We start from the raw sequence: 14363 nt of genomic DNA, 5'->3' as shown, positions 1-14363 counted from the left end.
TTGATCGCTCGAATAGAAAAAGCCCGGATGGCGTTGCGCCATCCGGGCTTTTTGTTTGATTACCTTAGCTGTGCGACACGGACGGCGATGCGGTCGGCCCGTCCTGCTTTGCCTCTTCCGTCTTCGGCGCCTTGTCCGGCGAGAACAGCCGCTGCACCGACACGAAGAACACCGGCACCATCAGCAGCGCCAGGATCACCACCGCGATCATGCCGCCGGTCACCGACGTACCAAGCGCCTGCTGGCTGGCACCGCCGGCGCCCGATGCAACGACCATTGGCAACACGCCGCAGATAAAGGCGAGACCGGTCATCACAATCGGGCGGAAGCGCAGGAAGCAGGCTTCCATCGTGGCATCCACCAGTGACTTGCCCTGCGCGCGCAGGTCCTTGGCAAATTCGATAATCAGAATCGCATTCTTGGCCGCGAGACCGATGATCGTAATCAGACCCACCGTGAAATACACGTCGTTCGGCAGGCCGCGCAAATTCGCCGCCAGCACGGCGCCGACGATGCCGAGCGGCACCGTCATCAGCACGGCGACAGGGATCGTCCAGCTCTCGTAAAGCGCTGCCAGCACCAGGAACACCACCAGCGCCGACAGCGCGAGCAGGAACGGCGCCTGCGAGCCCGATAGCTTCTCCTGCAGCGACTGGCCGGTCCACTCGAAGCCGAAACCGCGCGGTAACAGGCCAGCCAGACGCTCCATCTCCTTGATGGCGTCGCCTGAGGTGAAACCGGGCCGTGCCTCGCCGGAGATTCGCACCGCCGGATAGAAGTTGAAGCCGGCGATCTGGGTCGGACCCTTCGCCCATTCCACAGTGGCAAAGGACGAGAACGGCACCAGCTGCCCGCGGCTGTTCTTGACATTGTAGTTCAGGATGTCGGCCGCGTTCATCCGGTTGGCGGCCTCGGACTGCACTACGACGCGCTGCATGCGGCCCCGGTTGGGAAAGTCGTTGATGTAGTTCGAGCCGAGATTGGTCGAGATCGTGCTGTTGATGTCCTCGAAGGTGACGCCGAAGGCGCCGGCCTTTTCACGGTCGATCATCAGATTGACCAATGGCGCCGGCGGAAGGCCTTCTACAAATACCTTCTGCAGCACAGGGCTGGCATTGGCGTCTGCAATCAGCTTGTCGGATGCAGCATTAAGCGCGACGAACCCCTTCTGGCCGCGGTCCTGAAGGCGGAAGCTGAAGCCTGAAGAGTTGCCGAGGTTATCGATCGGAGGCGGCTGCAAAGCGGAGATCTTGGCGTCGCGGATCGACGACAATTCCCGATTGATATCGTTGACAAGCGCCGCGGCGGAATCGCCGGGCGGGCGTTCAGCCCAGTCCTTCAGGGTGATAAAGGCCTGCGCGGTGTTCATGCCCTGCCCGAGGAAGCTGAAGCCGGTGAGGAACACAACGCTCTCGATACCGGAACGCTTCTTCAGATATTCCTCAACCTTTTCGATGGCACTTTCAGTGCGGGCGAACGAGGAGTCTGATGGCGTCTGCACATCAGTGGTGATGAAGCCCTGATCGTCGATCGGCAGAAAGCCGCCGGGCATCCGCATGAAGCCCCAGGTCAGTCCCATCAGCAACGCGACATAGACGATCAGCAAGCGTCCGGTGCGCTGGATCGACCAGCCCACTGTCCTTGAATAGCCATCGCGGGTGGCGTCGAGCTTGCGATTGAACCAGCCGAACACGCCCTTCTTGGCATGGCCGTGTCCTTCCTTGATCGGCTTCAGGAAGGTTGCGCAAAGCGCCGGGGTCAGCGACAGCGCCAGCAGCGCGGAGAACGCGATCGAGGCGACCATGGTGACCGAGAACTGGCGGTAGATGATGCCCACCGAGCCGGGGAAGAACGCCATCGGCACGAACACGCCGATCATCACCAGCGTGACACCGATGATGGCGCCGGAGATCTGGCCCATCGCCTTCTTGGTGGCTTCCTTCGGCGGAAGCCCCTCCTCGCTCATGATGCGCTCGACGTTCTCGACCACGACGATGGCATCGTCGACCAGGATGCCGACAGCCAGCACCATGCCGAACATGGTCAGCATGTTGATCGAATAGCCGGCCAACAACAGCATCGTGCAGGTGCCGAGCAGCGCGATGGGCACGACGATGGTCGGGATCAGCGTGTAGCGGAAATTCTGCAGGAAGATGAACATCACGATGAAGACGAGGACAACCGCCTCGATCAGCGTCATCACCACCTTCATGATCGATGCTTTGACCACCGGCGTGACGTTGTACGGAATGTCATAGGCAATGTTTGCAGGAAAGAAGTTCGACAGCTCCTTCATCTTGGCTTCGATCGCGGAGGCTGTCGCCAGCGCGTTGCCCTTCGGGGACATCAGCACCGACAGGCCGGCCGTCGGCTGGCCGTTCAGGCGCGTGGTGAACTGGTAGCTGAGGCCGCCGATCTCGATCCGGGCGACGTCGCGCAGCCGCACGGTCGAGCCATCGGAATTGGCGCGTAGCACAATGGCGCCGAATTCTTCCGGCGTGGAGAGCTGGCCTTTGACGAGCACCAGTGACGACGTCTTGGTGGTCGCTGTCGACGGCTCGGCACCGACGCTGCCGGAGGCAACCTGGGCGTTCTGTGCGGTGATGGCCTTGTTGACGTCGTCGGAGGTCAGATTGTAGCCAACCAGCTTGGCGGGATCGACCCAGACGCGCAGCGAGCGCTCGGTGGAATACAACGAGGCACGGCCGACGCCGGGGATACGACGAATTTCACCGAGGATGTTACGGATCATGAAGTCGCCGAGACCGACTTCATCGAGGCTGTTATCGGTGGAGCGCAGCGTGATGATGTTCAGCACCGCGGCAGAGGCTTCCTCGACCAGGATGCCCTGCTGGATCACGGCACGCGGCAGACGCGCTTCCACGCGCTTCAGGCGGTTCTGCACCTCGACCGACGCCTGGCTGGTATCGGTGCCGGGCTGAAAGTTCGCGATGATTTCGACGGCACCCAGCGAATCGCTCGTCGATTCGAAGTTCAGGATGCCCGCAGCGCCGTTGAGCTCCTCTTCAATCAGCCGCGTCACGCTGTTGTAGAGATTCTCTGGCGACGCGCCCGGATAGCTCGTCGAGATCGAAATCGATGGCGGCGCGATGATCGGATACTGCGCAATCGGCAGCTGCGGAATCGCGATGGCACCGAAAAGACAAATGAAAAGCGCGACGACCCAGGCAAAAATCGGCCTGTCGATGAAAAAACTAGCCATGTCGATTTACTCAGGGACGCGCTTGAGTGGTTTTCTGCCCCTCGGGCGGCAGACCCGCAGTGGCATTCGCATCAGTCCAGGCGGTCGCCTTGACCTTGTCGCCTGCAGCAAATTTCTGGAAGCCCTCGACCACGACGCGCTCGCCGCCCTTCAGGCCTTCGGTCACGAACCACTGACCGTCCTGCACGGCACCCGTTCGTACCATCTGGACCGCAACATGACCGTCATCCTTGACGACGAAAACTTCGGCGCCGCCGCCGCCATTGCGCTGCACTGCCTGCTGTGGAACGGCAATGGCGTCGGTGTCGATGCCCTGCTCGATCTGCACGCGGACATACATGCCCGGTAACAGCTCACGCTTCGGGTTCGGAAACTCGCCGCGCAGCGTTACCTGACCCGTGAAGGTGTCGACCTTGGCTTCGGAGAACAGCAGCTTGCCCGGCAGCGAATAGAGCGTGCCGTCGTCAAGCATCAGTCTCACCTTGGCCGCGCCAGGCGCGATCCGCTCGAGATCGCCGGTCTCGAAAGAGCGGCGCAAGTTATTCAATTCGGACACCGACTGCGTGAAATCGGCATAGATTGGATCGAGCTGCTGAATGGTGGCGAGATTCGTATTGTCGTTCTGCGCAAGCAGCGCACCTTCGGTCACCAGAGCGGCTCCGACAATGCCGTCGATCGGCGCGCGGATGGTTGCATAGTCCAGATTGAGGCGCGCACGCGCGACGTCGGCTTTCTTGGATGCAATCTCGGCTTCAGCCTGACGTTGCGCACCGACTGCTTTCTCGGCTTCCGCTTCGGAGACTGCTTTCTGCAGTGCAAGACCCGACACGCGCTTGGCCTGCATCGACGCTAGGTCATAGGCAGCTTCCGCCTTGTGAAGCGAAGCCTTTGCGGACTGCAATTCCACCTCGAATGGCTTCGGATCGATGCGATACAACGTGTCACCCGCCTTCACCTCGGTGCCCTGATGAAACGCGCGCTCGATGATAATGCCCGACACACGCGAGCGCACATCGGCAACGCGCGTCGGCGCGATACGTCCGGGCAATTCGCGAACCAGCGCGCGTCGCTGTTGCGTGACGGAAATGATGCTGACTTCAGGCTCGCTCACCTGCGGCGGCGCTGACGCCACCGCGTCCTTGGGTTCGTTGCATCCTGCGAGCACGGGCGCGAGTCCCGCCAGCAGAAGCGCGAAGCCTGCAGAGCGTGCGTTCAACATCGTCATTTACTTTGATATCCCAAGTTGCGAATTCGAACATGCATCAACGGATACGCCGGACCTCTGTGGTCTTCATGCGCGTAGCCGGATTTATCGAACTTCTTTGATAGCTTAGAATAAAAACCGCGGTGCTGCGGCGCAATACATATCGAGGCGGCGCATTGCCACACGGCCTATCGTATTGAACTCACAAAGGCTTTCGAGGCTCACGCGAACGTGAATCGGATGGAACCAGCACACGTTTAGTTAACGGCGGTCATTCGATAGTGGCTCACGCCCCCATTTGCTTCCATCCGCATAGACAAACAAGCCTGGGTCGCAGAAAGAACCAGCGTCTGCGCCACATCCATATGCGGTGTAGCGTCCACAGACCGGACGCAGGATGGGTTCGATCTCGTCGCGGTGAGAATCGAAATTGTCGAGCCGGTCATTCGCCGTGCGCGCGTAATGCGCCGCTCCAGCGCCACTCCCTCTCCACAAACGGCTCAACAAAAAGGTCTTTTCTAAATACGCGGCAGATCGCGCCGGGTCTCAACTGGAAGTTCCCGGTGACATCGCTGATTCCGGCGGTATCCGATCTTTTTTTGTCGCTGGGCTGTGCCATATTGCGCGTCGAACCTTTCCTCGCATGCAGATGATCAGCACATGGCGCCTGGCTCCTCCTCCCGCTCCGCGATGGAAATCGAACTGACCAAGCTCTCATCGCCGCGGATCTTTCTGGTCCGAATGCTGGTGTTTCTGGTGCTCTGCGGTCTGATCATGACCGTGCTCTACAAGCAGATCGTTCTCGCTTTCTTTGCCAATCCCGGGCTCAACGCGCTGATCGGCGCGGTATTGGCGATCGGCATTATCCTGTCGTTCCGGCAGGTCATCCGGCTCTATCCGGAAGTCTCGTGGGTCAACAGCTTTCGGATTTCCGATCCTGGCCTCGCGCTGGACCGACGCCCGACCCTGCTGGCGCCGATGGCTGCGATCCTCGGCGGCGAGCGTACCGGCCGTATGACCATCTCGCAGCAGACCATGCGGCATCTGCTCGATTCGATCGCGACGCGCCTCGACGAATCCCGCGACATCTCGCGCTATATGACCGGCCTCCTCGTATTTCTCGGGCTGCTCGGCACCTTCTGGGGCCTGATCGAGACCGTTGGCTCCGTCGGCAAGGTGATCGAAGGCCTCAAGGTCGGCGGCGATGCCGGCTCGCTGTTCGACACGCTGAAGGAAGGCCTCGCCGCGCCGCTCGCCGGCATGGGCATCTCGTTCTCGTCATCGCTGTTCGGCCTCGCCGGCTCGCTGATCCTCGGCTTCCTCGACCTGCAATCCAGCCAGGCCCAGAACCGGTTCTATACGGATCTGGAAGACTGGCTCGCCTCCACCGTGAAGGAATATTCCGGCGAGACAGCCCCCGTTACCTCATCCGGCACCCCGGCCGAGTTGCAGGATGCCATCGAGCGCCTGCGTCGCTCCATCGAGGACGGCAACAACAACCGTGGCACCACGACCGCCATGGCCAATCTCGCCGATGCGATCCAGAGCCTTGTGGCGCATATGCGCAGCGAGCAGGAGATGATCCGCGAATGGGCCGATGGCCAGGGCGAGCAGAGCCGCGAGATCAAGAAGCTGCTGGAACACATCGCTCGCCAACCTGAGAAGAACTGATCCATGGCATTGGCACGCAATCGCCGCGGCTCTTCCGAATTCAACTACTGGCCGGGCTTCGTCGACGCGCTGTCGACGCTGGTACTCGCGATCGTCTTCCTGCTGTCGATCTTCCTCGTCGTGCAATTCTATCTGTCGCAGGAAGTCACCGGCAAGGACAAGGCGCTGGAGCAGCTCACCGCCAAACTGGCTCAGCTGAACGACCTGCTGTCGCTGGAGAAGCTCGGCAAGCTCAATCTCGACGAGCAGCTATCTCAGATGCGCGCCGGGCTGTCCGCCGCGGAATCGGAGCGCGACCGGATCAAGGGCCTGTATGACGGCCTCGCCGGTGCGGGCTCCGATGCCGCAGGCCGCAACACCGAGCTCAACAAGGCGCTTGATTCCGAGAAGCAGCTTTCGGCCCGCGCGCTGGCGCAGGTCGAGGTGCTGAACCAGCAGATCTCCGCGCTGCGCCGCCAGCTCGCAGCACTCGAAGAAGCGCTGGAGGCGTCCGAGAAACGCGACAAGGAATCGCAGGGCCGCATCGTCGATCTTGGCCAGCGCCTCAACGTCGCGCTCGCGCAGCGCGTTCAGGAGCTGTCGCGCTATCGTTCCGAATTCTTCGGACGCCTGCGCGCCATTCTCGGCAACCGCCCTGACATTCGCGTTGTCGGCGATCGCTTCGTGTTCCAGTCGGAAGTATTCTTCGATGTCGGCCAAGCGGCTTTGCTTCCCGAAGGCCGCGCCGAACTGGACAAGGTCGCAAGCGCTCTGATTGAGCTCGACAAGCAAATCCCGGCCGAAATCGCCTGGGTGATGCGCGTCGACGGCCACACCGACTCGCGGCCGATCCTCAACAGCCCGCTGTTCAAGTCGAACTGGGAACTGTCGTCGGCGCGTGCGATCTCGGTCGTGCAATATCTGATCTCGCTCGGCGCGCCCGCACAGCGTCTCGTCGCCGCCGGCTTCGCCGAAAACCAGCCGCTGGATACGGCGCAGACTGAGGAAGCCTACAAGCGCAACCGTCGCATCGAACTCAAGCTCACCGAGCGCTGACGGCATGCCTGAGCCATTCGAGTTGCGCCCCTATCGCGAGAGCGATGAAGACGCGTCCATCACCTTGTGGCTGGAGACATGGCGACAGGCCTATCCCTCGATCAATTTCGACGCCCGCGTAAACTGGTGGCGCAACCGATGGCGCACCGAACTGGTACCCGTAGCGCAGATCGTAGTTGCGGAGCAGGACGGCGCACTGGTCGGCTTCGTCACCATCGACGGCACGGGTTATCTCGACCAGTTGGTGGTCAGCCCCGCTCAATGGGGATCAGATGTCAGCCGCGCGCTGGTCGATGAAACCAAACGACTATCACCCACCGGCGTGACGCTCAAGGTCAATGCCGATAATGCCCGCGCTATCAAATTCTATGCACGCAACGGCTTCGTCAAAACGGGCGACGAGGTGAACACGTCAGGCCGTGCCGTCGACCTGATGGAATGGAAGCCGTAGCAAGCCTCCCATCGTCGCCACTCACACCCCGAACTGCAGCCGCGCCAATCGTGCATAAAGCCCGTTCGCCGCGACGAGTGAGGCGTGCGTGCCCTGCTCGACGATGCGGCCATGATCCATGACGAGGATGCGATCGCAGGACAGCACGGTGGCGAGCCGATGGGCGATCACCAGCGTGGTGCGGTGCTTCATCAGCTCTTCCAGTGCGGTCTGCACCAGCGTCTCGGATTCGGCATCGAGTGCGGACGTTGCTTCATCGAGCAGCAGCAGCGGTGCGTCGCGCAGGATCGCGCGTGCGATGGCGATGCGCTGACGCTGGCCGCCCGAGAGCGTGACGCCCCGTTCGCCCAACTGCGCCTCAAATCCATCAGGCAGGCGGCGAATGAATTCGGTGGCATGCGCCAGCGATGCGGCATGCTCGACTTCGGCATCCGTCGCATCGGGACGACCGAAGCGGATGTTCTCGCGGGCGGTTGTAGCGAACACGACGGAGTCTTGCGGCACCAGTGCGATACGCTTGCGGAGCTCGCGCGGATCGGCATCACGGATTGGCACGCCATCGACCGAGATGGCGCCGCCCTTGGGATCGTAGAAGCGCAGCAGCAGATGAAACAGCGTGCTCTTGCCGGCGCCGGACGGGCCGACAATGGCGACCTTTTCGCCAGCCTTCACCGACAGCGACACGCCAGCGGACGACAGGATGTCCGGCCGGGTCGGATAGGCAAAGGAGACATTGTCGAACACGACGTCGCCGCGTGCGGGCTGCGGCAATGGCCGCGGCGATGCCGGGGCCACCACGGCGGATTTGACGTTGAGGATTTCGAACAGGCGCTCGGCGGCGCCTGACGCCGCCGAAATCTCGCCCCAGACTTCGCTGAGCTGGCCGAGGCTGGAGGCCGCGAAGGCCGCATAGAGCACGAACTGTCCGAGACGGCCGGGCGTCAACGAGCCTGTCAGAACATCGTGCGAGCCGACCCAGAGAATGCCCACGACACTGGAGAACACGATGAAGATGATGACCGCGGTCAGCACAGCGCGCGCACGGGTCGAGCCACGTGCGGCGTCATAGGCCTGCTCGACCTCCTTGCCGAAGCGCGCATTCGCCAACTGCTCATTGGTATAGGCCTGCACCGTACGGATCGAACCGACGAGTTCGCCGGCATAGGCCGAGGCTTCCGCCAGCGTATCCTGCGCGTTGCGCGACAGACGCCGCACCCAACGCCCGAAGGCCACCAGCGGGATCACGATCAGCGGGATCGCCGCGAGCACGAAGCCGGAGAGCTTGGGGCTAGAAACGACCATCATGGCTGCCGCGCCGAGAAACAGCACAAGGTTGCGCAACGCGATGGATACGGACGCGCCGACCGCAGACTTGATCTGCGTAGTATCGGCCGTGAGCCGCGACACCAGTTCGCCGGAGCGTGACGTATCGAAGAACGACGGCGACAGCGCGGTGAGATGCTGGAACACGTCGCGGCGCAGATCGGCGACGATGCGCTCGCCGATAGTCATGACGAGGTAGTAACGGGCCGCGCTGGCCAGCGCGAGCACGACCACCACAGCGATCATGACGCTGAAATAGTTGTTGATCATCGCGATGCCTTCGGGGCTGAAGCCGAAGTCGATCATCCGCCGTGCCGCCACAGGCACGACGAGGGTGGTCACAGCCGCAACGGTCAACGACACCAGCGCCAGCAGCGCCCGGCCGCGATACCGCGCCACATAGGGCGCCAACGCCAGGAGCGGCCGCAATTTGGCTCGGCTGGGTGGTACCTGGGGCTCCACAACGGTATCCGCCAGCGACGGCTCCGGAAGCACCGGATCGGGCTGCGGAAGCGTCGGCTTGGCCGCGCGGGGGATCTCAAGCCGTTCGACTGCACTCATGATTTATAACCGTTCTTGTCGTTGCCCTGAGATAGGCCGGAGCGGGCCCCGAGGCAAATGACCTAGGTCAATTGCAGAGGCAATGATCCACGACGGGAGTCCTTGTCTCCCGCACGTTCCTGCGATATAGAGCGGCCAAATCCGCCATCGAAATCACAGAGATTCAGGCGCCGGCGCGCCGAAGGAACCGTCATGAAAGCCGAAATTCACCCGGATTATCATAACATTACGGTCGTTATGACCGATGGTACAGAGTATCAGACCCGTTCCACCTGGGGCAAGGAAGGCGACAAGCTGAACCTCGACATCGATCCGAGGTCGCACCCAGCCTGGACCGGTGGCACCACCCAGCTTCTCGACCGCGGTGGCCGCGTGTCGCGCTTCCAGAAGAAGTTCTCGGGCTTCCTCAAGAAGGAAGATTGATCTTCACAAGGAAGATCGGCCTTTCAGGCTTATCCGATTGCCTTTCAAAACGCCTCTGCAGCCAGCAGGGGCGTTTTTCGTTGCTGGCCGACATGGCCATGGCGGTACCTTAAAACCGCCTCCGTTGCCCTCCCTATAAGGCGCGCCACATCATCTTGCGCGGGGGCGCAACGAGACCATGCCGACCAATACCGGGCACCACCGCAAGAAGCCGCGTCAGGCGCGCTCCGTTGCGACCGTGGGCATCCTCCTGGACGCCGCTGCCCTCGTGCTGGTGGACGAAGGCTACGAACGCGCCACCACCAACAGAATCGCCGAACGCGCCGGCGTCAGCATCGGATCGCTCTATCAATATTTTCCAAACCGGGACGCGCTGTTCGGGGCCCTCCATGGCCGGACGGAAGCCCAAATGTCCGAAAATATCTGGCAGACCATTTCAGAATTCGAAGGGTTGGATCTGCGCGGGTTCGTCCGTTCCGGCCTGAACACAGCAATCAGCCAGCACGCACGCGTCCTGCCGCTGCTGAGAGTCTTGATGGAGACCGCCTCCGGCCGTCCCCCTGTTCAGTGGCCATTCGACCGCTTTCCGCAGCGGCAAGGCCTCTTGCGTGGCATGTTTGACAACCATGCCGACGAGCTACGCCCTGGCTTCAATCGCGAAGCCGGAAGTTTCTTCATTCCGAGAATGGTCGGCTCGGCACTCGATGCGGCGATCGCATTCCGTCCGGATGCCTTCGCCAATGGCGAGCTGGAACAGGAGCTGGATACGATGTTGTCGTACTATCTGATCGGGGAGCGCTAGAAGCGTGAGCTAGCGTGCGCCGTATTGGCCACGCTGTGCAATCGCACGTGCTATCGCACGCCGACGTCGAACGAATAGGCCACACCGACGCCGTAGGTCACCTGATTGGTGGATCCCCGGAATTTCACCAGCGGACTGTCAGCGATGCTACCAAGCAGCTTGTCGTATTCCACATAGCCGCGTACTTCCCATTGCGGATCGAGCTTGTAGCGCAGCTGCGCACCGGCACCGACCGAACTCGAACCGCCCTTGGCGTCGTAAACCGGCAAACCTGACGCAAGCGCCTCGATATTGTTGACGCTGAAGTAAGTCTCCGCATATTTCGCATCCGTCACCCGGTAGCGTGGGCCGGCAGCAAAGGTCATCCGCTCGTTGATCGGCACAATCACGTCAGCCGAGAAATCCGCGACGATGCCTTCGTGGCCACCGAGACCGCGGCGCAGTTCGGAGCGTAGGCGCAGCCAGTCGAAGGCGTAGTATTCGGCGAAACCACCGAGTTCGACCGCGAAATCGACGTCCCTCAGACCGCGCAGCTCGCGGTGATCGGCGGCCTTGCGCGCTGCTTTATAGTTGCCGACGGGACCGGCGCGAAAGCCGCCCACGTCGATCAGGGCGAAGCTTGCATTGTCGCGCATGCTCTTGAAACGGGCCGGCGTGCCGGCACGGCGAATCGAGATGATCGGCTTTGGCGCAAGTTCAGAACTCCCGGCGCCTTCGTAAGATGGCTGCATCTCGCCGCCTATCCCGACGGTCACGGTCCAGCCACCGGAGGCCGAGGGCACGAAGGGCACCGATGGCAGCATCACCACGGGATCAGCCGCAACCGCAACCGCCGGACAAGCCAACACACCAATGAGACCGAACAGACGAGGAGACAAAGACATCAGATTCCTACTTGGATCGGCGCGGAATTTCGGTGTGGCCGCGCTTCAATGCCACATCGTTGCGATTGCTCCCGTGCGACATGGAGTCACCGCAACAATGCGAAGATAGCTGGCGCGACGCCTCCTCCAAACTCGCATTGGCTCGGCATCAGAAGTGTAGCTCTCTGGCGAGAAACCCTATTCAGGCAAGGCTTTGCGATAAATGACGCTATGCCTGCGGCGTCATCGCTCACATTTCCGGGCAGCGTGGCAGTAATATCTGAAAGAATGGATCGCCGCCGTCTGCGGCATCGCGCCGCACTACCGACTTGATAGCCCCGATGCCTACGCCTTCACCGGCGCGTCGCTTCTCCGCGGGATGAATCGCTGCGTGATCCAGTTGCGGCCGGGCATTTCGACGAAGCGATAGCTCACTTCCGCCAGCGCCCAGATGATGGCGAAACAGACCAGCGATGCAGCGATATAGACAACCTCAGTCTGGCCTAAATGCCGCCAGGTCCTGATAGCGAAACTGACGAACAGCGGATGGATCAGATAGATCGAGTACGAGATGATGCCGAGCCGGTAGACCAGCGCGTTGCCGAACAGCAGTTGCGCCATTCGGCCATCACGCGAGAGCACCGCGACCAGCGGGATGTACAGCAGATACATCAAGCGATCGCTCGCATCGGCCAAACCGACGGCGATGATGGCGAGCGGAAGCGCGACGACCAGACCATCCTGCACGGTTGCCGACAGGCGATCGACGACGCCACCAAAGCGGAAGATCGCAAGGCCCAGCGTGAAACCCGCCACCGCGCGCAGCAGCGGATAAAGCGAATTGCCGTTGACTACATCGAGCGGCCCGCCCGACCCGCGGCCACTGACGCTCACCGCATAGATGCCGAGCAGCGCCGCTATCACCGCAAATCCCGCGATCCATTTGCTCCAGCGCTGGGTAGAGGCCATCAGGATCGGCAGCAGCAGATAGGAGCCCATCTCGGCGCTCGCCGCCCAGGCCACGCCGATGATCGGGAAAATATAGAGACCCCAGCCGGTCATCATCAGCAGGTTGCCGGTCCAGTCCCAGGCTGAATACATCTCCAGCTTCTCACCGGACAGACCAGCCGCGATCTTGGCCACATAGAACAATCCGATAATGAAATAGGCCGGGTATAGCCGCGCGACCCGCTTCAGCATGAAATGCGCAAACGCCTTGCCGGTAAGATGCAGGAACGCGTCGCGATAGGTCAGCGCCATCACATAGCCTGACAGCATGAAGAACAGGTCGACGAGCAAATAGCCGTAGGGAATGCGGAAGAACGAGCCGGTGCCGCCGGTTGCGAGCTGCACGTCACCGAAATGATACACGACGATGACAGCGGCGGCGACGCCGCGCACGCCGGTCAATGCCCTGATATCGTCTGCCATCGCCAATGCCCCCGCTTCAACCGGCTCATGTTTAGCGCATGAGCCGCGAGCGAGGAACAGCGTTCAGGGAATGCGAGGGACGCGCGATCAGCGCTCGAATGCGGCCTTCAGGCGATTGAGCTGCGGCACCAGCGGATTGCCGATCGGGGCATGCGTGGTGGTTGCGGCGTGGATCGAGACGTCGAGGCGACGAACCTTGGTCTGCAGCACCATCGAACGCGCGATCAGGATCTGCAACTGCTCGGGCAGCTTGAGCAGCATTTCTTCCGGGCTCGGATCAGCGGCGCTGAGCTTGACCTTGGTCTTTTCACGATTGGCCTGGGTCAGCGTCATCTCACCTTCCTTCACCGCACGGTGCAGCAATAGCCATGAGGCAAGCTGCATGAGGCGGGTGGTGAGGCGCATGCTTTCGGTGGCGTAAGTCAGGCTGACGGAGCGATCCAGCGCCTTCGCCTCACTACGGCCGACGCCGTCGAGATAGGCCGCGGTCTCTTCGACCAGATCCATCCCCTCGCGAAACAAGGCGCCGAAGGCAGCAGAATTGGTCAGCCGCTCGCTAAACTGAACGAGAGCGGGTTCGCTGTGCAAACGATCCGACATAGTTAACGCCTCACGCAAATGGTTTCGCAGCCAGCTCTGAACGGCGGGCTTATGATGAACAAATCATTACGCGTGCGTGCGTGAGAGTCCAGCGGCGTAAAATTAAAGAAGTATTTATGGTTTCCAACGCGATTTAACGATCGCGGACGCCCCAAAAGAAGACATGAGTACCAAAAAAAGAGCCGCCGTTTCCGGCGGCTTTAAAGTTGATAACAGGGAGGCGTCAAACAGAGTGGACAGGAGCCACTCGGTGTCCAAACAAGGACAATTTAAGTAATATGCGAGAAAGCTTAATTGCGCGTAAATACGCGGGCTTTCTTCACGATCCGTTTGCCATGCGACGCCTCGCAAACTGTATCGGAATGAGACAATGTCGGGATCGCGACTGAGGAAGCGTCGGCGGTATTGTACAGGCCTCTCGTCCGTCATTGCGAGCGGAGCGAAGCAATCCAGTTTTCTTCGCGTATGGCTTCTCGATTGCCGCGTTGCTTCGCTAAGAGGAAAGCTGCAGGACAGCTTTCCTTCACCTCGTAATGACGGCAGAGAGCCGGGAGAGCGCCGTTCAATAACCCGTCACGATTTGAAAAAGCGATCCGCCGCATCGCGCGTCGCGCGCTTCAAGGTCATGCTCGATTGCAGCCGCGCGATCTCGCCATTGAGCAGCGCGATCCGCTCGGCGAGTTCCTCGACCGATAGCAGCGAGAGGTCCTGCCCGATCTCGTGGCTGACCTTCTTCTTCGGTTTGTCGTCGTCGTCGATCGCCATTTGGGGCCCTC

12 protein-coding genes are annotated in these 14363 nt (G+C 61.2%); 5 read left to right on the top strand and 7 right to left on the bottom strand.

Annotation, left to right across the window (positions count from 1 at the left end; genetic code table 11):
* Nucleotides 1-64 precede the first annotated feature (64 nt).
* Nucleotides 65-3223 (bottom strand): multidrug efflux RND transporter permease subunit, encoded by a 3159-nt coding sequence (locus AB7951_RS05590; RefSeq protein ID WP_120291719.1) that lies wholly within the window; start codon nt 3221-3223, stop codon nt 65-67.
* A gap of 10 nt (nt 3224-3233) precedes the next feature.
* Nucleotides 3234-4448 carry an efflux RND transporter periplasmic adaptor subunit gene (locus AB7951_RS05585; protein ID WP_089265398.1) on the bottom strand — a complete coding sequence of 405 codons (1215 nt, stop codon included), beginning with the start codon at nt 4446-4448 and terminating at the stop codon, nt 3234-3236.
* A 639-nt stretch (nt 4449-5087) separates the two neighbouring features.
* Here AB7951_RS05585 and AB7951_RS05580 point away from each other — a divergent pair.
* From AB7951_RS05580 to AB7951_RS05570, 3 genes are read left to right on the top strand one after another with little or no spacing between them, the layout of a single operon-like run.
* On the top strand, nt 5088-6098 hold the full coding sequence (locus AB7951_RS05580; RefSeq protein ID WP_089265399.1) for a flagellar motor protein MotA: 1011 nt from the start codon (nt 5088-5090) through the stop codon (nt 6096-6098).
* Between the two features lie 3 nt (nt 6099-6101).
* Nucleotides 6102-7133, top strand: a complete 1032-nt coding sequence (locus AB7951_RS05575; RefSeq protein WP_441255712.1) for a peptidoglycan -binding protein — start codon at nt 6102-6104, stop codon at nt 7131-7133.
* Between the two features lie 4 nt (nt 7134-7137).
* Nucleotides 7138-7584: a GNAT family N-acetyltransferase gene (locus tag AB7951_RS05570; RefSeq protein WP_120291721.1), complete on the top strand. Its 447-nt coding sequence runs from the start codon at nt 7138-7140 to the stop codon at nt 7582-7584.
* Nucleotides 7585-7605: 21 nt separating this feature from the next.
* Here the strand turns inward: AB7951_RS05570 and AB7951_RS05565 are convergent, their stop codons facing one another.
* Nucleotides 7606-9468 carry an ABC transporter ATP-binding protein/permease gene (locus AB7951_RS05565; protein ID WP_439062742.1) on the bottom strand — a complete coding sequence of 621 codons (1863 nt, stop codon included), beginning with the start codon at nt 9466-9468 and terminating at the stop codon, nt 7606-7608.
* 192 nt (nt 9469-9660) lie between these two features.
* On the opposite strand from AB7951_RS05565, the gene rpmE reads away from it, so the two are divergent.
* The gene (gene rpmE / locus AB7951_RS05560) at nt 9661-9891 is read left to right on the top strand and encodes a 50S ribosomal protein L31 (protein ID WP_089265403.1); all 231 of its coding nucleotides are present in this window, start codon (nt 9661-9663) and stop codon (nt 9889-9891) included.
* Between the two features lie 178 nt (nt 9892-10069).
* Nucleotides 10070-10693, top strand: a complete 624-nt coding sequence (locus AB7951_RS05555; RefSeq protein WP_120291725.1) for a TetR/AcrR family transcriptional regulator — start codon at nt 10070-10072, stop codon at nt 10691-10693.
* A 50-nt stretch (nt 10694-10743) separates the two neighbouring features.
* On the opposite strand, the gene AB7951_RS05550 is transcribed toward AB7951_RS05555, so the two are convergent.
* From AB7951_RS05550 to AB7951_RS05535, 4 genes are all read right to left on the bottom strand, one after another.
* A complete protein-coding gene (locus AB7951_RS05550) occupies nt 10744-11577 on the bottom strand; it encodes a MipA/OmpV family protein (protein ID WP_439062743.1) in 834 nt (277 codons plus the stop codon).
* 324 nt (nt 11578-11901) lie between these two features.
* Nucleotides 11902-12987, bottom strand: coding sequence for an acyltransferase family protein (locus tag AB7951_RS05545; protein WP_120291729.1), 1086 nt, complete (start codon nt 12985-12987; stop codon nt 11902-11904).
* A gap of 87 nt (nt 12988-13074) precedes the next feature.
* Entirely contained in the window at nt 13075-13587 is a 513-nt protein-coding gene (rcdA, locus tag AB7951_RS05540; RefSeq protein ID WP_068735127.1) for a protease adaptor protein RcdA, read from the bottom strand.
* Between the two features lie 573 nt (nt 13588-14160).
* Nucleotides 14161-14352, bottom strand: a complete 192-nt coding sequence (locus AB7951_RS05535) for a DUF1192 domain-containing protein (RefSeq protein WP_116662608.1) — start codon at nt 14350-14352, stop codon at nt 14161-14163.
* Nucleotides 14353-14363 lie beyond the last annotated feature (11 nt).

The sequence above is a fragment of the Tardiphaga sp. 285_C5_N1_2 genome (genome assembly GCF_052076065.1).
Classification (GTDB): Bacteria; Pseudomonadota; Alphaproteobacteria; order Rhizobiales; family Xanthobacteraceae; genus Tardiphaga; species Tardiphaga robiniae.
The sequence above is the reverse complement of the archived record's forward strand: the minus strand, read 5'-3'. Positions and strand labels throughout refer to the sequence as shown.

Coding starts and splice junctions, on each gene's coding strand:
- AB7951_RS05535 (WP_116662608.1), bottom strand. CDS start 14,352: ATGGCGATCGACGACGACGACAAACCGAAGAAGAAGGTCAGCCACGAG.
- rpmE (WP_089265403.1), top strand. CDS start 9,661: ATGAAAGCCGAAATTCACCCGGATTATCATAACATTACGGTCGTTATG.
- AB7951_RS05545 (WP_120291729.1), bottom strand. CDS start 12,987: ATGGCAGACGATATCAGGGCATTGACCGGCGTGCGCGGCGTCGCCGCC.
- AB7951_RS05585 (WP_089265398.1), bottom strand. CDS start 4,448: ATGACGATGTTGAACGCACGCTCTGCAGGCTTCGCGCTTCTGCTGGCG.
- AB7951_RS05565 (WP_439062742.1), bottom strand. CDS start 9,468: ATGAGTGCAGTCGAACGGCTTGAGATCCCCCGCGCGGCCAAGCCGACG.
- rcdA (WP_068735127.1), bottom strand. CDS start 13,587: ATGTCGGATCGTTTGCACAGCGAACCCGCTCTCGTTCAGTTTAGCGAG.
- AB7951_RS05570 (WP_120291721.1), top strand. CDS start 7,138: ATGCCTGAGCCATTCGAGTTGCGCCCCTATCGCGAGAGCGATGAAGAC.
- AB7951_RS05590 (WP_120291719.1), bottom strand. CDS start 3,223: ATGGCTAGTTTTTTCATCGACAGGCCGATTTTTGCCTGGGTCGTCGCG.
- AB7951_RS05555 (WP_120291725.1), top strand. CDS start 10,070: ATGCCGACCAATACCGGGCACCACCGCAAGAAGCCGCGTCAGGCGCGC.
- AB7951_RS05550 (WP_439062743.1), bottom strand. CDS start 11,577: ATGTCTTTGTCTCCTCGTCTGTTCGGTCTCATTGGTGTGTTGGCTTGT.
- AB7951_RS05580 (WP_089265399.1), top strand. CDS start 5,088: ATGGCGCCTGGCTCCTCCTCCCGCTCCGCGATGGAAATCGAACTGACC.
- AB7951_RS05575 (WP_441255712.1), top strand. CDS start 6,102: ATGGCATTGGCACGCAATCGCCGCGGCTCTTCCGAATTCAACTACTGG.